This window comes from Streptomyces sp. NPDC048825, from assembly GCF_043198355.1.
Classification (GTDB): domain Bacteria; phylum Actinomycetota; class Actinomycetes; order Streptomycetales; family Streptomycetaceae; genus Streptomyces; species Streptomyces xiangluensis.
Window position 1 is genome coordinate 125,769 of sequence record NZ_JBICUR010000007.1, and the last position, 20,220, is coordinate 145,988.

Here is a 20,220-nt window from a genome sequence, read left to right on the forward strand (position 1 = left end):
GCGCCATCGCTGAATCGAGCGATAGCGCCTTGCCGTAGGGAGACTCACTTTGCTCACCTGAGAAGGCAGCGCGAGGTGTGGGCCGGCGATCACAAGCCGTCGCGGCGCTCGAAGCCGTGACGCCCCGGCCGGAACTCGCCGCAACCAGAAGTAGCGAGCAAGCGGTCCGGGGCTGCCTGTGAGGCGGGCCTCTGGTGCCCCGATCAGATGACGTTGACGGTGTCGAGGAAGCGGGCGGCGAGGTCGGTGTCGCCGGTGAGTTTCACGTCGCTGTCGCGCCAGGACGAGCGCTGCGTGCCCCAGTCGGGGAAGGTCAGCGCGGGGGCGGTGACGTGCGCGGCGACCGCGCCGTCGGACGGAGCCAGGCCGCCTGCCTCGTCGAACCACCAGGTCCCGCCGCCGAGGCCGGTGAGAGTCAGTGCGACGCGGGCATCGAGCCCGGCGACCGGTGCCTGCGCGACCTGATTGCTCAGTACGGCGATCATCCACGTCAGGACCGCGCGCATCCTGTCCGCATCGGTGGACGGCACGGGCCGGCCGAGTGCTGGGGCCATGTCGTGGCGCAGGTGCGTGTGATGGTCGAAGACGAGTGCGCCGCCGATCAGCAGACCCAGGGGGTGGCGGCCGAGTTCGGCCAGCGGTACCCGTACTCGGGCGGCGGGCGTGCGTCTGACGACGTCGAGGAGCGTGGTGGCTCGCCGGCCGGCGCGCTGGTACTCGGCCATGACCTTGGCACGGCTCCAGTCCCGCCGTCGGTCGACGGGGTCTTCGTTCGCCTGCTCGAGGCTGGCGGCGAGGCTCGTGCGCAGCCCGGCGGGTGTGTAGACGCCCCGCGCCGTCGCACCGATGTGGGCGACGACGTCGGCGATGCGCCATCCGGCCGCGGCACTGGGCGCGGTCCACTCGTCGTCGGTGAGGCCGCTGGTGAAGTCCAGCATCTCGGCGCGTTCGGCGCGCAGGGCGGCGACCATGTTCGGCAGGTCGGCGGGGGGCAGGCGCTTGCTCATGTCGTTGTCTTCTCTGGTGGTGAGGCGGGGCGGCGGATGGCCTGTACGGCCGTGTCGTAGAGGTCGGAGATGTCGGCCTGTCCGCCCAGGCGCATCCACTCTTCTGTTGCCGCCTGGAGGCAGGTGATCGCCGCGGCCGCGATCGCGCGCGCCTGCAGAGGGCGGTGGTCGGAGTCGGGCAGTCGCGGCTCGATCAACGGCGCGAACAGGTCCTGCCAGCGGGCCTGCTTCTCGGCGTGGCCGGCGCGCAGGGACTCGTTGCCGAACAGCAGCGTGATCATCTCGAGCCGTCGCTCGGCCGTGAGGTCGATCTCCTCGAGCACCTGGAACGCCGCACGCAGCGACGCCCACGGGTCCTCGTCGGCCGGGCGCTCGGCGAGCCGCGCGGCGATCAATTCACCCTGCTCGGACAGGCCGTTGAGCGCGAGGTCTTCCTTGTTGCGGAAGTAGTTGAACAGGGTCCGTTTGGAGACCCCCGCCGCGGCGGCGATCTCGTCGAGTGTCGTGTCGTCGTACCCCTTGGCGGCGAAGAGTTCGAGGGCGGTTTTGGCGAGGAGCGCGCGAACCATCGAGCGGGTCTGTTCCCGGAGGGGTGCCGGTTTCTGAGCCATGCACCGATAGTACATGTCTTCGCTAGATGCAATCACTTGCACTCAGTGCAAGCATGTGCGTAAAGTGAAGGCATGAGCAAAGTCGACTATCGACGCCAGACCGTCATCGTCACCGGAGCCAGCTCCGGGCTCGGCGCGGAATTCGCCCACCAGCTGGCCCGTCGCGGCGCGGATCTCGTCCTCGTCGCCCGCCGCGCGGACCGGCTCAAGGACCTGGCCGACGAACTCACCCGCGCCCACGGCGTCACGGTGCACGTCGTCGCCCGCGACCTCGGCCAGCCCGACGCCGGCCGCACGCTGCGTGCCGAACTCGAATCCCGTGGCATCTACGCCACCGGACTCGTCAACAACGCCGGCTTCGGCACCCACAACGCCCTCACCGACGAGGACCCGGACCGCCTGCAGAGCATGATCGCGCTGAACGTCAGCGCGCTGGTCGACCTCAGCCGCGCCTACATCGACCCGCTGAACTCCGCCGACACCGGCATCCTGATCAACGTCGCCAGCCTGCTGGGCTTCCAGCCGACCCCGTACCTGAGCGTCTACGGCGCCACCAAGGCCTTCGTCCTCAGCTTCACCGAATCGCTGTGGGAAGAAAACCGTGGCACCGGCCTACGCGTCCTCGCCGTGTGCCCCGGCGCCACGAAGACCGAGTTCTACGATGCCGCCGGCAGCGAGACGGCCGACTACGGCGCGAAGCGAGTCACTCCCGAACACGTCGTCACGATGGCCCTCGACACGCTCGACCGCCGCTCCGCGCCCCCGTCGGTGATCACCAACGGCCGCCCGATCGCCCTCGCCGGCAAGATCCTGCCGCGCCGCCTGATCGTCCGGATCATGGGCCGCATGGCCCGCCCCTAGCCGGCACTGGTCCTCCGTCGTCCCCACCAGCAGCAAAGGACCACCATCGTGACCATCACAGAAGTCACCCCACAGCCCACCGACGCGGAGCGCTTCGGCCACATCCTCGCCGTTCAGCGCGCTGCCTACCGCCGCGACGGAGCGCCCTCACTGGCGGCGCGGCGCAGCGATCTGAGCAGGTTCAAGGCGGCGCTGATCGCCCGGCGGAGCGCCATCGAGGAGGCGATCAACGCCGACTTCGGAAATCGCTCGCGCCACGAGACCGCGATGATGGAGGTCGGGGGCGTCGTTCAGGGCATCGACTACCTTCAGCGCAATCTTCGTCGGTTCATGCGCCCGACCGGCCGTCGCACCGCCTGGCACATGCGTTTGGGCACCAACCGCATCGAGTACCAGCCGCTCGGGGTGGTCGGGGTCATCTCTCCGTGGAACTATCCCGTCAACCTGTCGCTGATGCCGGTCTTCACCGCGATCGCGGCCGGCAACCGCGTGATGCTCAAGCCGTCGAAGTTCGCCCCGGCGACGAACGCCGTGCTCGCGTCGATGCTGAGCGAGCTCTTCCCCCAGGAGCAGGTCACGATCGTCAGCGGCGACGGTTCCGCTTTCTCCTCCCTGCCCTTCGATCATCTCGTCTTCACCGGAAGCACCGAGGTCGGACGAGCCGTGATGAAGGCGGCGAGCGAGAACCTCGTCCCCGTCACGCTGGAACTGGGCGGCAAGTCTCCGACCATCGTCGCCAAGGGACACGTCACCGACCGGACCGCGTCCGACATCGTCTTCGGCAAACTCCTCAGCGGCGGGCAGACCTGCATAGCCCCCGACTACGCCCTGGTGCACGAATCCGAGATCGACACCTTCATCGACCGCTACGACAGACAGGCCAAGGCCGCCTACCCCGACGGTCCGACCAGCAAGGACTACACCTCGATCGTCAACGACAAGCAGTACGCGATCCTCACCGACCTGATCGAGGACGCCCGCAGCCACGGGGCACGGATCATCGAGGTCGGTCATCGGCCGGGCGAGGCCGCCCACCGCCCGCACACCCTCGCACCGACCGTCGTGCTCGGCGTCACCGACGAGATGCGGATCGCCCACGAGGAGATCTTCGGCCCCATCCTGCCGATCTTCCCCTACCGCGACATCGACGACGCCATCGACTACGTCAACGCACGACCACGACCGCTCGCGCTCTACTACTTCGGCAGCAACGACGCGGACCGGCGCAAGGTACTCGACCGCACGACCTCCGGCAACGTCACCGTCAACGGCACCATCATGCACGTCGGGCAGGACGACCTTCCCTTCGGCGGCGTCGGCGCGAGCGGAATGGGCCAGTACCACGGCATCGAGGGCTTCCGGACACTCAGCCACCCCAAGGGCATCTTCGTGCAAGGCCGCTTCAACGCCGTCCGCCTCCTCTATGCCCCCTTCGGTAAGCGTGCCGACGCTCTTCTCAACTTCTTCCTTCGATAACCGGCGGTTTCCGCCGCCAAAGCCCGACCCGCGTCGAAGCACGGGCCCGCGCGAAATCCGCAGGAGCGGCTGGGGTGTGACGCGAAGGGCCGCGCCCCTCCTTCGCCTCGACGCGCCTCGGCCAACGGCGTTCCGGACGAAGTGGCTGCGGCGGTCTTCGTCCACCGCATGTACGGGAGACCCGCCGCCGAATCGAGCACTGCGGTCACCATCCCGACCGCTCACAAAGACTGGGGCGACTGGCGTCCTAGCCGGTGGCTGCCTCGGCGAACTGGTTGGTGTCGAAGAGCTGGTTGATGTGTCCGCCCAGCTCGGACCAGTGCTGTCCGGAAAGTTCGGCGGCGGCTCGGGCGTCGCCGCCGGCGCAGACGTCGATGAGCTGGTCGTGGTGTTCGATGGTGTTGCGGCCGCCGAGGAGGGTGGAGAACTTGCGGTAGAGGATGCGGTGGATCTGGGGGTGGAGCTGCTCGACGATCCGGCTGAGTACGGGGTTGTCGGCGGCCGAGATGGGGACGGCGTGGAAGCGGTCGTCGGCGGCCAGTGCGGCGGTGGTGTCGTTGGCGGCGACGGCCTGTTCGAAGTCACGGTTGGCCTCGCGCATGCGCTCAAGGTCCTGCTCGGTCATGACCGGCACAGCTGTCTCGATGGCGAGCTGGTCGAGGGAGCGCAGGACGGCGAGGGTTTTCTCGACGTCACGGCGGTTGAGAGTGGTGATGCGGGTGTAGACGCCGGGTTTGGCTTCGACCAGTCCGATGTCGGCGAGTCGGGCGAGCGCCTCGCGCACCGGGGTGCGGCTGAGGCCGAGGCGCTCGGCGAGTTCACCGTCCTTGACCTTCTCGCCGGGGACGAGTTCGCCGCGCACGATGGAGTCGCGCAGGCGGTGGAAGACCTCGTCGCTGAGGAGGCGGCGGGATACAGGACTGTCGAGTGACATATTGCGTACAGTACATCGCTCTCCCGTCCTACCCGGCTCTGCTCTCGGTTGTGGCCCTGCGGACCAGGGCCTGGGCCAGGACGAGCGCCGGGTCGATGAGGGGGACGTCCACGGCGTCGGCGGAAAGGCCAAGGGGGATTTCGGTGCAGCCCGCGATCACCGCTTGCGCGCCTTGTTCGGTCAGGCGCTGTGCGGCACGGGTCAGCAGTGCGGTCGTCGCGCCGTCGCGGGCGCCGGACTTGACCGCGTGGATGGCGGTCATGACCTCGCGATCCTGGGTGGCGGCATCGGGCAGCACAAGGCGGATCCCAAAGCGGTCCAGCCACTCCTGGTACAGGCCGGCGCGGACGGTGCCGCTGCTGGCGAGCAGTCCGGCGGTGTGGATGGGCGGGCTCACCGTGGTGAGGTGCCGGGCGACTTCGCCGATCATGTGGACGATGGGCAGGCCGACGTGATCGGCGATGCGCGGGACGAACGCGTGCGCGGTGTTGCACGGGATGGCGATGACGGTGGCACCGGCCTCGCGCAGGACGCGGCTGCCGTCGAGAAGCCAGGGAGTGGGGTCGGGACCGTCACCCAGCAGGGCCTCCGTGCGGTCGGGGATGGTGGGGTCGGACCAGATGACCGTACGGAGATGGTCCTGGTCGCTGAAGCCGGGGGTGGTCGCGACGAGCTTGGCGTAGAAGTCGGCGGTGGCTGCGGGCCCCATGCCGCCCAGGATGCCGATGATCTCCGTAGTGGTAGAGGTGGTCACCGTGCGGTTTCCTTCTGGAGGGCCGTGGTCGCGGCCGGGGCGTGGGGGGTGTCGCGGCTGCCGCGCTTGGCTTCGCCGCGGCTCTCGGAGCTGTCGATGACGGCGGCGGCCAGCGAGTTGCCGACGACGTTCACGCCGGTGCGGGCCATGTCGACGATGAAGTCCACGCCGAGGAGCAGGGCGACGCCCTCGGCAGGCAGGCCGATTGAGTTGCCGGCGGCGATGAGGACGACGATGGAGGCGGAGGCGACACCGGCCATGCCCTTGGAGAGGATCACGAGCACGCCGACCATGAGCAGCAGGGCAGGCAGGGACGTGTCCGCGCCGTAGGCGTTGGCGAGGAAGACCAGGGCGGCCGCCTGGTAGAGGACGGAGCCGTCGGTGTTGAAGGAGTAGCCGAGGGGGACGACGAACGAGGTCGTCGACCGGCTGAGGCCGAAGGCTTCGAGCTTGCCCATCAGCGGGGCCAGCACCGATTCGGAGCTGCGGGTGACGAAGGCGATCCCGGCCAGCCCGGCGATGGACTTGAGCAGGTTGACGTAGCGGATGCGGTAGATCGCGGCGATGAGCGGGAAGAGCACGCCGACGACGATGGCCAGGCCCGCGTAGACGACGGCGATGAAGCCGAGCAGGCTGCGCAGGTTGCCGAAGCCGTAGTGGGCGACGTCGTACGAGATGAAGCCGAGCACGCCCAGCGGCGCGATCCGGATGACGTAGCCGACGACCTTGAACATCACCGCGGCGACGGAATCCAGCACGGAGGCGAAGGGCTGGGACTTCTCCCCGATCGCGGCCATGGCGACGCCCACGAGGAGGGCGAAGACGATCGCGCCGAGCAGGTTGCCCTCGCCGAACGCGGCGAAGATGTTCTTCGGTACGGCGTGCAGGACCAGCTCGTGGAAGTCGATGCCCTGGCTCATGCCGTCCAGGTCCTTGGCCTCGGCCCCCTCGACGGGGGCACCCTTGCCGATGCCGGTGAACTTGGCCAGGCCCACCGCGATCAGCAGGATGACGGTGGTGACGACCTCGAAGTAGAGGATCGCCTTGCCGGCGATCCGGCCGACCTTCTTGACCGACTCCATGCGGGCGATGCCCAGCACGATGAGCGGGAAGACCAGGGGCAGCACGACGACCTGCACCAGGTTCAGGAACACCTCCCCGAGGATCTTCATCTGCTCGCCCGCGGACGGGGCGAGGGATCCGATGAGGGCTCCGAGGCCGACAGCGATGATCGACTGGATTCCGATCGGCATCTTCAGACAGCGCCGCCAGAATCCTTTGCGCCGGGCCGGTGGAGTGTCTGTGCTGGTGGGGCGGTTGCGTGAGACGTCCATGAGGCTCCTGCCATATGCAATATATTGCGTTCTGCGCGTTGGCCGGTAACACTGAGGCCGGAAGCGGTGGCCTGTCAAGGGGCAGGCGAGGACGAGGAGCATCAGATGGCGCTGGCGCAGACCACACGCATGGAGCAGGACCTGGTCGGAGACAAGGAGGTGCCCGCCGACGCCTACTACGGCGTGCACACCGTGCGGGCTGTGGAGAATTTCGCGATCACCGGGTCGACCATTGCCCAGTTCCCCGACCTGATCGCCGCACTGGCCGCCGTCAAGCGGGCGGCGGCGCAGGCAAACCGTGACCTCGGCCTGCTGCCGTCGGACATCGCCGAAGCGATCATCGGCGCGTGCGAGGAGATCGGCTCCGGACGGCTGCACGAGCAGTTCGTCGTCCCCGTCCAGGGAGGGGCCGGCACCTCGACGAACATGAACGCCAACGAAGTCATCGCCAACCGGGCGCTGGAGATCCTCGGCCACCCGCGCGGCTTCTACGAGGTGATCCACCCTCTCGACCACGTCAACCTCGGCCAGAGCACCAACGACGTCTACCCCACGGCCGTACGCCTGGCCCTGGTCGCCTCACTGCGCCGGCTCGGCGACTCACTGCGGGCGCTGGCCGTGACCTTCACCGAGAAGGCAGCGGAGTTCAGTGACGTACTGAAGATCGGCCGCACCCAGCTCCAGGACGCCGTCCCCATGACGCTGGGTCAGGAATTCACCACGTACGCCGTCATGATCGAGGAGGACCGGCAGCGCCTCACGGAGGCTGCCGCCCTGCTGCTGGAGTCCAACCTCGGCGGCACAGCCATCGGCACCGGCATCAACGGCCACCCCCGCTACGCCGAACTCGCCTGCGCTTACCTCGCGGACATCAGCGGCGAACCCATCCTGTCCGCGGACAACTGCATCGAGGCCACTCAGGACTGCGGCGCCTTCGTCCAGCTCTCAGGCGTCCTCAAGCGCGTCGCCGTGAAACTCTCCAAGACCTGCAACGACCTGCGCCTCACCTCCTCCGGCCCCACCGCCGGACTCGGCGAGATCAACCTGCCGCCGGTGCAAGCGGGCTCGTCGATCATGCCCGGGAAGGTCAACCCCGTGATCCCCGAAGTCGTCAACCAGGTCGCCTTCGAGGTCATCGGCAACGACCTGACCGTCACCATGGCCGCCGAGGCCGGACAGCTCCAGCTCAACGCCTTCGAACCCGTCATCGCCTACAGCCTGCTGCGCTCTCTGACCCATCTGCGCGCCGCCTGCGACACCCTCGCCACCCGCTGCATCCCCGGGATCACCGCCAATCGCGAACATCTCCACGACACGGTGCACCACTCCGTCGGCCTGGTGACCGCGCTCGCCCCGTACATCGGCTACGCCGCCAGCACCGCCCTCGCCCGCCAGGCCCTGGCCACTGGCCGCGCCATCAAGGACCTCGCCGCCGAAGCCGGCCTGCTCACCGCCGGCCAACTGGACGCGATCCTGCGGCCCGAGAGCCTCACTCGGCCCCCCACGCAGCCCTCAGCAGTAGCTGCTCCATGAACGACGAGCACTGGCGACGCCGGACCGCACTGGGAAGCCAGAGGGTGCAGACGGTGAGCCCTGCCTCTGCGAGGCGCCCGAATCGTCGATGACGCTCGCGGTGGTCGGCTTCCGGCCGCCGAGCGGCCGTCGCTCCGACGGCACGCCAATGTGAACAACCTCAACGTCGCCATGGCCACACTGCGCAACGGACCTGTGAAGGCCCCCCGAGCTTGCTCTTACCTCCCGTCGCGGCGACCGTGCTGAGCGATCTGATTGCGGCGGGTCGCGGTCAGTCGAGCGGAACGCCTGTGTGGTGCTCCAGGACCTGAATGAGTCGAGCCTGGAACTCTTCGTCCTGCGACGCAGGATGCGGTGTCTGCGTCTGCTCGTGGTACCAGTAGCCGCCGGTGCCCGGCGTCACCTCGTGATCGGTGGCGAGCCGCACCTGTGTCCGGTGCCCGGCGGCCAGGTCGTCCGATGCGCCGGGACCGCCCATACGTGTGGGGACCCATCCGGGGTCGACCGCATGGCTCGAGGTTCCTTGCCACCGGGACGCGAGGGCGAGCGCGAGGGTGGTGACCCACAGTTTGCTGTCGTCGTAGGAAGCGGTGCCGGCGGCCAGCTGTCCCAGGTCGGTGGAGCCGCTTCGGTGCATGGAGCTGCTGAGATAGATGAGCCTGGCCGGTTTGTCCATCAGGGCCGTCAGTACGTAGGGCGCGACGGTGTTGACGGTGATCGCATCCGGGGAGTGCAGGACGCCGGCGTTGTGAATGACGGCGTCGAAGCGGCCGAACTCAACGGCCTGCCGGGCAACGCCGCGGATCTCGTCCAGCTCGGCGAGGTCCCCGACGACGACGCCTTTCCACCGGGCGGAGTCATCCACGTAGGTGAGACGGGCTGGGCTGCGGACGTGGATGACCACGTCGTGCCCGTCGTCGGCCAACGCGTTCGCCGTGTTGCGCCCGAGTCCGCTGGATGCCCCGGTCACCAGAATCAGTGCCATGCGAGTTGTCTCCCGTCTGTGTGGTGATGGGTGCGGTGAACTGATCGGGAGCCCGCCGCTTGCCCAGGTCGTACGTGGAATGGCCCTCTCGGTTCTCCCTTTCGGCGATCAATTCGGTGGAGTGGTCGGAGACCGAAGGGAAGAGGCGACAGCAGTGTCCTGGGTGACGGCCCAGGACGCGAGCAGGTTCAGGCCTTCTGCGGAGGGCGAGCCGGGCTCGGCGGTGTAGATGGTGAGGGTCAGGCCGGGTTCGGCGGCCATGGCCAGGGCTTCCCAGGCAAGGGTGAGGTTGCCGACGACCGGGTGGTGGAAGCGTTTGATGCCGGTGCCGTGGCGGGTGACGTTGTGTGCGCCCCATCGGGTGCGGAAGGCATCGCTACGCGTTGACAGCTCGCCCACCAGGTCGTGGAGGTCCTTGTCATAGGGGTTGCGGCCCGCTTCGGTGCGCAGGACGTCCACGGTCATGTCGGCGATGAGGTCCCAGTCCGGGTAGAAGCGGCGGGCCGCGGGGTCAAGGAAATGGTATCGAGCGAGATTCGGCGGCTTCATGCCACGGTCGTAGATGTCGCTGAAGAAGGCACGGGCGAGCTGGTTGGCCATGAGCAGGTCCAGGCGGCCGTTGACGACGACCGCGGGCCCGGCGGTGACGGCATCCAGGGTCCACTGCAGGCTCTTGTGCAGGGTCCGCTGTCTGCTGGAGCGCGCCCGCGGGCGGGCAAGCGTGTCGGAGCCTTCTTGGGCCTGGGCGAGGTGGAGCAGGTGGGTGCGTTCGGCGTCATCGAGCTGAAGGGCGCGGGCGACGGCTTCGAGCACGGCGGGTGAGACGCCGGCGAGATTGCCGCGCTCCAGTTTGGCGTAGTACTCGACGCTGACGTCGGCCAGGGCGGCGACCTCACTGCGGCGCAGCCCCGGTACGCGGCGGCGGGTGCCGGATGGCAGCCCGGCCTGTGCGGGGGTGATCTTGGCTCGCCGCGAGGTGAGGAACTCGCGGACTTCGTCACGGTTGTCCACACATCTGACCGTACGCCGCCACCTCGGCACTAGGCATGTACTGCCAGTACACCCATCGTCAGTGACTCGCTGCCCGCCCGGAACGGCGGTTCCCTGGATGCCGTGGTGCTTTCCGCTCCGGCGTCACCGATGGGAGTGGCGGGTACCCGGACCGGACCCGGGAAAGGCAGCGAATTTGCCGTGGACACCTACGTTTTCGACCTGGACGAGAGCGTCACCCGCACGCCCGTGTCGTTCAAGAACCGGTACGGGATCACCTCTCCGCGGACCTCTACCGGCCCAAGGATTTCGACACCCCCGAACAGGACCCCGCGATCGTCGTCGGCGCGTCGTATGGCGGTGTGAAGGAGCAGGGCCTGGGCCGCTCGACAGGCTGGAGGAGTTCTTCGCCCAGAACCTGGCCTGATCAAGGGCGCCTCCATGCACGAAGCAAGTGAAGCAAGGAACGTAAGGAGACTCAGGTATGCGTGGCGTAATCATGCGTACGGCCGGTGACGTCCGGACAGAGGAGCGTGACGACCCGAAGATCATCGAGTCCACCGACGCGATCATCAGGCTGACCGCGACCTGTATCTGCGGGTCGGACCTGTGGCCCTACCGCGGGATCGAGCCCGTCGATCACACGGCCATGGGGCACGAGTACGCGGGCGTGGTCGAGGAAGTCGGCGACGACGTGCGGAACGTCAAGGTGGGCGACTTCGTCGTCGGGTCGTTCGTCATCTCCGACAACACCTGCGAGATCTGCCGCGCCGGTTACCAGTCCGGCTGCGTGCACAGGGAGTTCGTGGCGCAGACGGTCGGCACCCAGGCGGAGAAGGCCCGCATCCCCCACGCGGACGGCACCCTCGTCCCCACGCCGGGGCAGCCGGACCCGGAGCTGATCCCCTCGCTGCTGGCCGCCTCCGACGTGCTCGGCACCGGCTGGTTCGGTGCTGTCGCAGCCGAGGCCGGTCCCGGCAAGACCGTCGCGGTCGTCGGCGATGGCGCGGTCGGCCTGATGGCCGTCCTCGCCGCCGAACAGCTGGGCGCGGAACGCATCATCGCGATGTCGCGCCACCCCGAGCGGCAGAAGCTGGCCCGGTTCTACGGCGCGACCGACATCGTCGAGGAGCGTGGTGACGCGGGCGTGGCGAAGATCAAGGAACTCACGGGCGGGCTCGGCGCGCACTCGGTGGTCGAGGCCGTCGGGACCCAGGAGTCGACCATGCAGGCGATCGGCGCCACCCGCCCCGGCGGCCACATGGGTTTCGTCGGCGTCAACTACGACGTCACGATCCAGGGCATCGACCTGTTCTTCGCCGGCATCCACGTGCACGGCGGCCCCGCCCCAGTGCGCCGGTTCCTGCCCGACCTCATCCAGCTCATCTGGGACCGCAAGATCGACCCGGGCAAGGTCTTCGACCTCACCCTGCCGCTGGACCAGGCTGCGGAGGGCTACAAGGCCATGGACGAGCGGCGCGCCACCAAGGTGCTCCTCACCCTCTGACCTGCCACCAGTACGTACTCCCCGGCCGCGGCCGACGGCACGGGGCTTGCGGGTGGTCGTTCGGGTGGTCAGGGATGACGATGCTCAGGCAGGCTTTTCTTCCTGGTTGGTGATGAAGTCGGCCGGCGCCTCGGGGCTCCAGACGGCGGCCGGGCAGTCCCAGTCGTTCGGCTGCCAGTTCTCGGAGATGCAGTCCATGTCGCTGGAGTACTCGATCCAGCTGCCCCAGGGGTCCTGGATGTAGTGGAAGAGGTTCGAGCCGAGGGTGTGGCGGCCCAGGCCCCAGCCCTTCGTGTAGCCCTCGGCGGCCATGGTCTGCGCACCCCTGGCGATCTGGTCGATGTCGGCCACCATCCAGCTGGAATGGTGCAGGCCCGGGTGCGCCGCCGGGACGAAACCGAAGACATGGTGGTCGCCGGGCCCCGAGTTCAGGAAAACCGGCCCGCCGACGATGCGGTCCGACAGGCGCAGTCCGAGTGTGCGCGTGTAGAAGGCCTCGGAGGCACCCACATCGGAGCTGAAGATCAGCATGTGTCCGAGACGCTGGGGGCGGGTCTTCTCGCTCGCGTTCAGCCAGCGGGCCTGGTCGATCCGGCGGACCCGGTCGCCGACGTTGGCGTCCTGCGCGTCCGTGGTCCCGAACTCGCGCCAGGTACGGATCCCCTCGTCACGGAGGTTGACCAGGTTCCCCTCGTGATCATGGAACCACAGCCCGCCGGGCACCTCCTCCGGCGCGTCGAGCAGCTTCAGGCCCAGGCCCTCCAGGTAGCGCTGCCACTCGGGCAGCGAATCGGGCTCCACCGCGAAAGCCACGTGGTGCAGCCGCTTGGTCGGCCCCTCCGTCAGCACCGTCTGGTCCTGCTCCCGGCCGTCACAGCGGATCACCACCGCGTTGCCGCGCTCCGCCGTCTCCAGCCCGAACGCGCCGTAGAAGCTCGCCCCCGTATCCAGTGACGGCACCTGGAGTCCGTAGTGCAGGAGACCTTTGACACGCAACATGTGCACTCCTCATGGTTCTGGTGTACCCGCATCCCGCACGGGCAGCCGAGGTAAGTGTGTACACCTTGTGGACCTGACGTCCAGGTGTCCGGTGAAACCTTTTCCACTCCAGGACCATAGAGCAGCCCGTGGCCTCCTGGACGTCCCGTGCACGCGGCCGGGAGCCAGGTCCTCGATGGCCTCGCGCGCCGTACGTGGGGGTCGCGGATCTCCACTCTGGTGCGTCCGGGGTCCCGGATGACAGGCCGGGGCAGGCCGTCAAGCATCCGCCCACCGCCGTCCGTGTCGCTCCCACCGCCCACATCCAGTCCATGAGGACCCGTCTTGTCGGCGCCCTTTATGCATGCGGAAGCGTACTCTTCCTATCCCAATGTGTATGCACTATGGTTCTGCTGCTTTTAGAGAGCCGCTTGCCGGAGGAAACATGACACCGTCTGAATGGTCGTTGGTGCAGTACCGGGTCGACGACTCGGAGAAAGTCGCCGTCGGTGTGTACGCCGACGGCTCCGTGGTCCAGGGGCCGCCCGGGACAGAAGGCCTCACGCTAATGGAGGTGCTGGGCCGATGGGAGTCGCTCGCGTCGCTGCTGCGCGACTGGACGCCGGCAGCGTCCGAGGCCGTTGCGGGCGCCCGGCTCGCACCGCCGCTGACCTATCCCGGCAAGGTGCTTTGCGCGGGCGCCAACTACTGGGACCACATCGCCGAGATGGGCTGCGAACGCCCCGATGAGCTGGGTGACCCGTTCTTCTTCCTCAAGCCGCCGACGACGACCGTGACGGGACCCGGGGACCCGGTACCCCTCCCCGCCTACCCGGGTGTACGCGTCGACTGGGAGGCCGAACTGGCCGTCGTCATCGGCCGTGGCGGCCGCAACCTCGCGCCCGAGCAGGCCATGGACCATGTGGCCGGTTACCTGGCGGCGAACGACATCTCGGCCCGGGACCGGCTCAAGGCCGCCCAGCCGGTCGCCGAGCCGTTCACCTACGACTGGGTCGGCCACAAGGGACAGGACGGCTTCTGCCCGCTCGGCCCCGGACTGGTGCCCGCCTGGCAGATCACCGACCCGCAGAACCTGAAGATCCAGCTCAGCATCAACGGCGTGCTGAAGCAGGACTCCTCCACCGCGCAGATGATGGTGAAGATCCCCGAGGTGATCGCGGCGGCCAGCCGCATCACCCGCCTGGAACCCGGGGACGTCATCCTCACCGGCACACCGGCCGGCTGCGGAGTACCACGCGGGGAGTTCCTGGCTGACGAGGATGACATAGTCATCGAGATCGAGCGGATCGGTCGCCTGGAGAACACGGTGGTGGCGTCATGAGCAACACTCTGACCGTTCCTGAGCTCGGCTGGCCGGAAGCTCTGCCGGTTCCCGCAACCATGCGAGCCATGCTGTTCCGCCGGTTCGGACCGCCCGACGTCCTGGAGCAGGCCACGGTGGACACACCGCGCCCCGGCCCCGGAGAAGTCCTCGTTCAGGTCGCCGCGGTCGGTATCGGCCGACTGCTCGACCTCACGGCACGCGCGGGCAACCACCCCTACGCCACCATCGAACCGCCCCACATCCTGGGCGCGGACCACGCCGGCACCGTCGCCGCCCTGGGAGAGGGCGTGGACTCCGTACGGGTCGGCGACCGCGTGGCCGTCCTGCCCGGTGTCGCCTGCGGCACCTGTACGTACTGCGCCGAAGGCCGCGAGGAAGTCTGCGACGGCCTGACCGTGATAGGAACCCACCACCCCGGCGCCTACGCGCAGTACTGTGCGGTGCCGGCGCGCAACGTCCACACGGTCCCGGACGGCATTCCGGCCGCGATGGCCGCCTCGCTCGCGCTCTGCGGCGCGGTCGCCGCCAACCAGATGACCCAGGCGGGACTCCGCCCCGGACACTGGGTACTCATCCAGGGCGCCGCCTCCGCGCTCGGCTCCACCACGGCCGCCTACGCCCAGCACCTGGGCGCGAAGATCATCTCGACCTCCCGCTCCGCGGAGAAGCGCGCAGCCATGGCCGCGGCGGGAGCCGACGTCGTGCTCGACACCAACGCGCCGGACTTCGTGGCGCGGGTACGCGAGGCGACCGGCGGTCGCGGTGTCGACATCGCCGTCGACAACCTCGGTGACCCTGCCGTCTGGGACGCCACCATCGACTGCCTGGCCCGCGGCGGCGCTGTCGTCACCTCCGGCGCCTTCCTCGGCGGCAAGGTGAGGATCGATCTGCGGCGTGTGTACTCCGACTGCCACCGCATCATCGGGGTCCGCACGGGCAGCCCGGCTGCGGTGAAGGCCCTGTGGACGCAGGTGGAGCACGGATTCCGTGCTGTCGTCGACCGCACGTTCCCCATCGCCCGCGCCGCCGACGCCCACCGCTACATGGAGGACGACAACAGCCTCGGGCGTGTGGCACTCACCGTGGGCCCCGGGGACTGGGACGCGTAAGGCCCCGCCCCCTGGCCGGTCCCGACAGGCTTCTCTGCGACGAGACGACACCGTCGTCGCCCCAGACGCTGGACCGGAGTGCAAGGACCCTGAGTCGACCGGGCCACGGCAACCGGGGGTGGCCGGTGCCGTGCCCCAGTCGAGCGGGTCCCTCGGTAGCGATGAGACTTCGCAACACCGTTACGGCGATGCGCAGGATCTCCTGCATGTCCACGGCAGCCGGATCCGGTCTGCGAGTGGTGACCGTGGGGCGAGCGATGGGCGGAGCCGCGCAGTCACAGGGCGCGGTCTCCCCCGCGCCCTGTGAGTCCACCCACGTGCGGGGACGTCCGTGCCCTGCAGTCATGCGCCGCAGGAGGCGTCATCAGCCGGGCAGCCTCCGCATCAGGACTGACCGTTACCCGCGATCCCCAGCGCAGTCCGCGTGGCCGCGGGTTCATACTCCGGGGCGATGTCCGCCAGGACATTCAGAGCGGTGCGCGCGAGATGGCGGGCGATCACGCGTGCCGCCTCGTCCGGATCACTCCGACGCAGCGCCTCCAGCAGCGCTTCGTGCTCTGTGTGCGCCCGGGCCCAGGAGCTGGGCATACCCAGCTGGGCCAGCCGGATGTAGCGCCCGCTGTGCTCGCCGAGCGACGCGAGCATGCGCTGCAGATGCGGCGGCACCGCCTGGGTCGCGATGCCGTGGAACTCCCTGTGCGCGGCGTGCCATTCGTCCGGCTGGTCCTGGTCCGCCAGTTCCTGCATACGCTTCAGCGCTTCGCCCATACGTGCGAGGTCCCCGGCCGCGAGCGACTTCGCCGTCACGCTCACAGCAAGAGTTTCGAGCATGATGCGAGCCCCGTAGACACCGTCCAGGTCCTCGGGGTCCACTCCCCGCACCTTCGCTCGCTGGTCGGGCCGTGCGTCGATGAGCCCTTCTTCCTGGAGCAGCCGGAACGCCTCACGCATCGGCGTACGGCTGACGCCCAGCCTCCGTGCCATCTCGGCCTGGAGCAGCACCGATCCCGGGGGCAGCTCGCCGCTGAGGATCATGTCCCGCAGCCGTCCATGAACGTCGAGGGCCAGTCGGCGTCCGCCCACGGCCTGCCCGGGTGTTTCGCCCAGCGGCTCGGACGACGAGGCCTGTGCCTCGCTTCCGTTCTCCGCCGAACGTTGTTCCTGGGGAGTGTCACTCCTCCTCCTGCTCATGCCAGGAGAGTCTACCCAGGTGTATGCAGCTCCAGTACCTGAAAGGCGGAAAGCGGCAGGCCCTGAAGAAAGAATCTCGTCGGAGCCTGCCCAAGCAGGAGCGTCACTGTATCCACTGCTGGCCCGCGCCAGTGCCGCGTCAGTGCTCCCGTCTGGGACCGATCAGGGACTCGAGCGGGCACGGGGGCTGCCAGGCCGGAGTGAAGCGGCGACGCAGGCCGGCTACCGCCTCCATGCCGCGCAGGGTCACATCGGGTGAGGTGGACAGGCCTGCGGGGCCGAGGAGGCCGGGGACCGCGGCCCGGGCTGCGGCCGCCGGCAAGCCGTGCCGTAGGAGAGCCGCCTCTATGCCCCGTGCCCCTGCAGTCAGTACTTCCGCAGTGCTCATGCGGCAGACCTCGAGGTAGGCGCGGGTGTGCCAAGTGCCGGCGGTGGCGCGCGGAGTGATCACCACGTTGGTGATGAGGTCAGGTGCGACCTGAAGGTGGCCGCCGAGACGGGGGTATCCCTTCTCGGCGGCGAGGACGTCGAAGGGCGGATGCAGTGTGGTCCCGTCCACAGCGGCTGTCGGCAGGGCCTGGAATCTCTGCAAAGTACCGCCCACCGCAAGGAGTTGGCTGTCGGTGACCGGCGCGTCGGCGACATCGGCGAGTACGGCACGCAGCACGAACGCGAAGGCGCTCTGCGCGTTGTCGACCGCCCACCGGTCCGTTGGCAACGGCGAGCCGGGACGCCGGTGAACGGCGAGTTCGCCGATGCCCTCGGCCCGGACAGCCACCGGATCCCGCTTCAGCAGTCCCCGCAGCAGGTGGTCGGGAGAAGTGTGCATGACGTCGTAGTCGCCATCGTTCCAGCCGGCCATCTGCTGGTCGGAGGAGACGACCTCGACAAGGTTCACCTCCAGTCCTGCCTGCTGGAAGTACCCGGAGTCGAGGGCGTGGTACAGATGGACGTCGCCGGCGCCGGGGAAGACGCCCACGGTCAGCCGTCGCGTGGGTTCGCCGGGCACACGGAGTGCATTCAGTGCGGGGAGCATGGCCGCACCGGTCACCGCGCCGTCGGCACTTCGGGGATCGGCAGAGGCTTCGGGACCTTGCATGGGGACCGTTCCTTCGGATCAGAGAGAGCATGAGAAAGACCGCTTTGACGGGCGAGGTTCAGCAGTGCCGCGGCCGCTGAAGCCGGCCGCAAGCCGGCACGTCGGTGGAACGGGTCAGTGAGGAGCACCCGGAGTGCTCGAGCCGGCCAGCCATTTCGCGCCTTCCTCGTAGAGGCGCCGCACGACCTCACCCGTCGGGCGACGGGGAAGTGGCCCCGCAGCTCCGGGTCCGGACTGAGCGTCCCGGACGGATCGACAGCGCCGAGCCGGTCCTTCTCACAGATCGGCTGCCGACGCACGATCTTCCAGGCGCCGTCGTGGCGCGCGCAGAAGTCGTAGGGTCGAAGCCCTCCCGGCTGACGGCGATGAAGTCGGTCGCCGGACTCTGGAACCACGTGGCCGTCATCCAGCCGTCGACGGCTCGGGCGCGGGTCTCTTGCCCTGGCCGTTCATTCACAGACTCCCGTCGGTCGAAGTGATGCCTGCCCCCGCGGCGTGCGCGGGAGCGAGGACGATGTCGAAGCGGACGCTGGACCAGGCACCGCCCGCCAGGTCGCGTCCATCGGGGGTGGGGGTGCCCGCGGGATGCTCCACGAAATCGTGGATGAGCGAGTCCTTGACGCCGAACACGGCGTCACTGGTGAGGAGTTCGTCGCCCCGGACGAAGATGTGGGTGATGAGGGTTCGCTTGCCGTCGGCCCGTACATCGAAGTGCAGGTGCGAGGCGCGCATCGGGGAACGGCCGACGGCGGCCAGCAGCGCGCCGACGGGACCGTCGTGCGGGATCGGGTACGGGGTCGGGGTGATCGCCCAGAACCGGTAGTGGCCCTGCTCGTCGGCGACCAGGTGACCCCGCGCCGCCGTGCGGTCGTCGTCGTACTGCACGTCGTAGAAGCCGTCCTCGTCGGCTTCCCACACCTCGATGCGTGCCCCCGGCACCGGCTCGCCGTCGGTGCCGGTGATCGTGCCCTCGACCCAGCACGGCTGCCCGGCGGCACCGAAGGAGATGTCGCCGCCCAGCGGAATCTCGGGTGAGCCCTCGACGAAGAACGGCCCGAGCACGGTCGCCTCGGTCGCGTTCGCGTACGCCTCGTTGTTGATCGCGATCGTCTGCATGGACGCCCCGAGCACGTCCGACAGCAGAATGAACTCCTGCCGCTTGTCGTCGGTGATGTGCCCGGCCGCGGTGAGGAACTCGATCGCGGACGCCCACTCCGCCTCGGTCAGACGCACCTCGCGCAGGAACGCGTGCACGTGCCGTGTCAGCGCCTGCATCAACTGCTTGAGCCGCGGGTCCTTCGCCGTCTCGAACGAGGCCACGACCTGCTCGACGAGGACCTGCTCGCGCGCCTGCTGCTCGGCAGCCACCTGCGCGCCGGTCTCGCCGCTGTGCTCACTCACCATCAGTCCTCCTCGTCACCGTCGTCGTCATCGTTCGCGGGTCCGTCCCCCGCCAGGCCGCACGCAGCAGGCGCTGGAGATCGTGGGCCGTCACCGGACGCGGATTGCTGTCCGGCACCACGTCCAGGACCGCCTGCACGGCGTCGTCGACATCGGTCTCTTCCAACCCGTAGTCGCGCAGCGCCTTCGGCGCGTCCACGTCATGCCGGAGTCGCTGCAGGCCTTCGATCGCCGACTCCGTACCGAATGCGGCCGCGATCCGCTGCTCGGCTTCCGGGGCGGCGGGTGCGTTGAACGCCAGTACGTAGGGCAGCACAACCGCGTGGGTCTGGGCGTGCGGCACGTCGTACATGCCACCCAGGACATGGCAGATCTTGTGATGCAGCCCCGAACCCGCAGACGAGAACGCCACCGCCGACAGGTACGTCCCGTACAGCGTCCGCTCGCGGCCCGGAAGGCCGGCCGGGTCGGCCACCACCGCGGGCAGTCCGGTCGCCAGCGCGCGGATCCCCTCCCCCGCCAGCGCCCGGTCGATCGGGTCCACGCGAGGGCCCCACATCGCGTCGACGCAGTGCGCCAGCGCGTTCAGACCCGATGCCACACTCATCGGCACCGGCAAGGACACCGTCAGCGTCGCGTCGTACACGACGGAGCGCGGCAGGACCCGCGCGTCCACCCCCGTCGTCTTGCGCGATCGCTCGGTAAGACCCCACACGCTTGTGGCCTCCGAGCCCGCGTACGTGGTGGGAACAGCCACGATGGGCACGTCCGCGGTCAGCGCGATCGCCTTCGCCAAGCCGGTGGTGGAACCCCCACCGACGCTGACCACGCAGTCCACCTCGTGTCCCGCCGCGGCGGCCCGCGCCCGCTCGGCGACCTCCACGGGAACGTGCATCACCACCTCACTCCACCGCAGCACAACCGGCAGGTCGGCGGTGACCTTCTGCGCGAGCTCCGCCTCCGCGGCTGCCGCGATCACCATCACCCGCGCAGCGCCGAGCCGCTCCACCTCGGCCCGCACCGTGGCCGCCGCCTCCCCCGAGGCGAAACACACCCGCTGGGGCAGGGTCTCGTGCTCGAAACGCATCAACGACCTGCTGTCGGC

The 20,220-nt window shown here is 68.9% G+C and carries 18 protein-coding genes; 6 read left to right on the forward strand and 12 right to left on the reverse strand.

Features of this window, described 5'->3' with window-relative positions; genetic code table 11:
• Positions 1-203: 203 nt before the first annotated feature.
• The gene (locus ACGFNK_RS19020; protein ID WP_393417226.1) at positions 204-1,007 is read right to left on the reverse strand and encodes a maleylpyruvate isomerase family mycothiol-dependent enzyme; all 804 of its coding nucleotides are present in this window, start codon (positions 1,005-1,007) and stop codon (positions 204-206) included.
• The gene (locus ACGFNK_RS19025) at positions 1,004-1,618 is read right to left on the reverse strand and encodes a TetR/AcrR family transcriptional regulator (RefSeq protein ID WP_393417228.1); all 615 of its coding nucleotides are present in this window, start codon (positions 1,616-1,618) and stop codon (positions 1,004-1,006) included. Before ACGFNK_RS19025 ends, ACGFNK_RS19020 begins: the two co-directional genes overlap by 4 nt.
• Positions 1,619-1,690: 72 nt before the next feature.
• On the opposite strand from ACGFNK_RS19025, the gene ACGFNK_RS19030 reads away from it, so the two are divergent.
• Positions 1,691-2,479: an SDR family NAD(P)-dependent oxidoreductase gene (locus tag ACGFNK_RS19030; protein ID WP_393417230.1), complete on the forward strand. Its 789-nt coding sequence runs from the start codon at positions 1,691-1,693 to the stop codon at positions 2,477-2,479.
• A 48-nt stretch (positions 2,480-2,527) separates the two neighbouring features.
• The gene (locus ACGFNK_RS19035; RefSeq protein ID WP_393417232.1) at positions 2,528-3,955 is read left to right on the forward strand and encodes a coniferyl aldehyde dehydrogenase; all 1,428 of its coding nucleotides are present in this window, start codon (positions 2,528-2,530) and stop codon (positions 3,953-3,955) included.
• 247 nt (positions 3,956-4,202) lie between these two features.
• Here ACGFNK_RS19035 and ACGFNK_RS19040 read toward each other — a convergent pair whose 3' ends face one another.
• From ACGFNK_RS19040 to ACGFNK_RS19050, 3 genes are read right to left on the reverse strand one after another with little or no spacing between them, the layout of a single operon-like run.
• On the reverse strand, positions 4,203-4,889 hold the full coding sequence (locus tag ACGFNK_RS19040) for a GntR family transcriptional regulator (RefSeq protein ID WP_393417234.1): 687 nt from the start codon (positions 4,887-4,889) through the stop codon (positions 4,203-4,205).
• A gap of 28 nt (positions 4,890-4,917) precedes the next feature.
• A complete protein-coding gene (locus ACGFNK_RS19045; RefSeq protein WP_393417236.1) occupies positions 4,918-5,643 on the reverse strand; it encodes an aspartate/glutamate racemase family protein in 726 nt (241 codons plus the stop codon).
• A complete protein-coding gene (locus ACGFNK_RS19050; RefSeq protein WP_393417238.1) occupies positions 5,640-6,977 on the reverse strand; it encodes a dicarboxylate/amino acid:cation symporter in 1,338 nt (445 codons plus the stop codon). The genes ACGFNK_RS19045 and ACGFNK_RS19050 overlap by 4 nt, the downstream gene beginning before the upstream one ends.
• A gap of 105 nt (positions 6,978-7,082) precedes the next feature.
• Between ACGFNK_RS19050 and ACGFNK_RS19055 the strand changes: the two genes are divergently transcribed.
• Positions 7,083-8,510, forward strand: coding sequence for an aspartate ammonia-lyase (locus tag ACGFNK_RS19055; RefSeq protein WP_393417240.1), 1,428 nt, complete (start codon positions 7,083-7,085; stop codon positions 8,508-8,510).
• 271 nt (positions 8,511-8,781) lie between these two features.
• Here ACGFNK_RS19055 and ACGFNK_RS19060 read toward each other — a convergent pair whose 3' ends face one another.
• Positions 8,782-9,495, reverse strand: a complete 714-nt coding sequence (locus ACGFNK_RS19060; protein ID WP_393417242.1) for an SDR family NAD(P)-dependent oxidoreductase — start codon at positions 9,493-9,495, stop codon at positions 8,782-8,784.
• A 108-nt stretch (positions 9,496-9,603) separates the two neighbouring features.
• A complete protein-coding gene (locus ACGFNK_RS19065) occupies positions 9,604-10,506 on the reverse strand; it encodes a helix-turn-helix transcriptional regulator (RefSeq protein ID WP_393417244.1) in 903 nt (300 codons plus the stop codon).
• Positions 10,507-10,969: 463 nt separating this feature from the next.
• Here ACGFNK_RS19065 and ACGFNK_RS19070 point away from each other — a divergent pair, with 463 nt between their 5' ends.
• Complete coding sequence (locus ACGFNK_RS19070; protein WP_393417246.1) at positions 10,970-11,992, forward strand: zinc-dependent alcohol dehydrogenase family protein; 1,023 nt, start codon at positions 10,970-10,972, stop codon at positions 11,990-11,992.
• 84 nt (positions 11,993-12,076) lie between these two features.
• Here the strand turns inward: ACGFNK_RS19070 and ACGFNK_RS19075 are convergent, their stop codons facing one another.
• Positions 12,077-12,991 (reverse strand): VOC family protein, encoded by a 915-nt coding sequence (locus tag ACGFNK_RS19075; RefSeq protein WP_393417248.1) that lies wholly within the window; start codon positions 12,989-12,991, stop codon positions 12,077-12,079.
• A gap of 424 nt (positions 12,992-13,415) precedes the next feature.
• Here ACGFNK_RS19075 and ACGFNK_RS19080 point away from each other — a divergent pair, with 424 nt between their 5' ends.
• Both ACGFNK_RS19080 and ACGFNK_RS19085 read left to right on the forward strand, forming a co-directional pair.
• Positions 13,416-14,312: a fumarylacetoacetate hydrolase family protein gene (locus ACGFNK_RS19080; RefSeq protein ID WP_393417250.1), complete on the forward strand. Its 897-nt coding sequence runs from the start codon at positions 13,416-13,418 to the stop codon at positions 14,310-14,312.
• Positions 14,309-15,424, forward strand: coding sequence for a zinc-binding dehydrogenase (locus ACGFNK_RS19085; protein ID WP_393417252.1), 1,116 nt, complete (start codon positions 14,309-14,311; stop codon positions 15,422-15,424). Before ACGFNK_RS19080 ends, ACGFNK_RS19085 begins: the two co-directional genes overlap by 4 nt.
• Before the next feature lie 384 nt (positions 15,425-15,808).
• Here ACGFNK_RS19085 and ACGFNK_RS19090 read toward each other — a convergent pair whose 3' ends face one another.
• The 4 genes from ACGFNK_RS19090 to ACGFNK_RS19105 form a co-directional block, all read right to left on the reverse strand.
• Positions 15,809-16,615, reverse strand: coding sequence for a GntR family transcriptional regulator (locus ACGFNK_RS19090; protein ID WP_393417254.1), 807 nt, complete (start codon positions 16,613-16,615; stop codon positions 15,809-15,811).
• 139 nt (positions 16,616-16,754) lie between these two features.
• The gene (locus ACGFNK_RS19095) at positions 16,755-17,714 is read right to left on the reverse strand and encodes a hypothetical protein (RefSeq protein ID WP_393417256.1); all 960 of its coding nucleotides are present in this window, start codon (positions 17,712-17,714) and stop codon (positions 16,755-16,757) included.
• A 453-nt stretch (positions 17,715-18,167) separates the two neighbouring features.
• Positions 18,168-19,118: an intradiol ring-cleavage dioxygenase gene (locus ACGFNK_RS19100; RefSeq protein ID WP_393417257.1), complete on the reverse strand. Its 951-nt coding sequence runs from the start codon at positions 19,116-19,118 to the stop codon at positions 18,168-18,170.
• The gene (locus tag ACGFNK_RS19105) at positions 19,108-20,202 is read right to left on the reverse strand and encodes a maleylacetate reductase (protein ID WP_393417684.1); all 1,095 of its coding nucleotides are present in this window, start codon (positions 20,200-20,202) and stop codon (positions 19,108-19,110) included. Before ACGFNK_RS19105 ends, ACGFNK_RS19100 begins: the two co-directional genes overlap by 11 nt.
• Positions 20,203-20,220: the final 18 nt, after the last annotated feature.

What these genes read in the sequence shown, in the direction of transcription:
- ACGFNK_RS19080 (WP_393417250.1), top strand. Translation starts at nt 13,416, where the DNA reads ATGACACCGTCTGAATGGTCGTTGGTGCAGTACCGGGTCGACGACTCG.
- ACGFNK_RS19040 (WP_393417234.1), bottom strand. Translation starts at nt 4,889, where the DNA reads ATGTCACTCGACAGTCCTGTATCCCGCCGCCTCCTCAGCGACGAGGTC.
- ACGFNK_RS19060 (WP_393417242.1), bottom strand. Translation starts at nt 9,495, where the DNA reads ATGGCACTGATTCTGGTGACCGGGGCATCCAGCGGACTCGGGCGCAAC.
- ACGFNK_RS19090 (WP_393417254.1), bottom strand. Translation starts at nt 16,615, where the DNA reads ATGAGCAGGAGGAGGAGTGACACTCCCCAGGAACAACGTTCGGCGGAG.
- ACGFNK_RS19025 (WP_393417228.1), bottom strand. Translation starts at nt 1,618, where the DNA reads ATGGCTCAGAAACCGGCACCCCTCCGGGAACAGACCCGCTCGATGGTT.
- ACGFNK_RS19055 (WP_393417240.1), top strand. Translation starts at nt 7,083, where the DNA reads ATGGCGCTGGCGCAGACCACACGCATGGAGCAGGACCTGGTCGGAGAC.
- ACGFNK_RS19070 (WP_393417246.1), top strand. Translation starts at nt 10,970, where the DNA reads ATGCGTGGCGTAATCATGCGTACGGCCGGTGACGTCCGGACAGAGGAG.
- ACGFNK_RS19100 (WP_393417257.1), bottom strand. Translation starts at nt 19,118, where the DNA reads ATGGTGAGTGAGCACAGCGGCGAGACCGGCGCGCAGGTGGCTGCCGAG.
- ACGFNK_RS19050 (WP_393417238.1), bottom strand. Translation starts at nt 6,977, where the DNA reads ATGGACGTCTCACGCAACCGCCCCACCAGCACAGACACTCCACCGGCC.
- ACGFNK_RS19105 (WP_393417684.1), bottom strand. Translation starts at nt 20,202, where the DNA reads ATGCGTTTCGAGCACGAGACCCTGCCCCAGCGGGTGTGTTTCGCCTCG.
- ACGFNK_RS19030 (WP_393417230.1), top strand. Translation starts at nt 1,691, where the DNA reads ATGAGCAAAGTCGACTATCGACGCCAGACCGTCATCGTCACCGGAGCC.
- ACGFNK_RS19075 (WP_393417248.1), bottom strand. Translation starts at nt 12,991, where the DNA reads ATGTTGCGTGTCAAAGGTCTCCTGCACTACGGACTCCAGGTGCCGTCA.
- ACGFNK_RS19085 (WP_393417252.1), top strand. Translation starts at nt 14,309, where the DNA reads ATGAGCAACACTCTGACCGTTCCTGAGCTCGGCTGGCCGGAAGCTCTG.
- ACGFNK_RS19095 (WP_393417256.1), bottom strand. Translation starts at nt 17,714, where the DNA reads ATGCAAGGTCCCGAAGCCTCTGCCGATCCCCGAAGTGCCGACGGCGCG.
- ACGFNK_RS19020 (WP_393417226.1), bottom strand. Translation starts at nt 1,007, where the DNA reads ATGAGCAAGCGCCTGCCCCCCGCCGACCTGCCGAACATGGTCGCCGCC.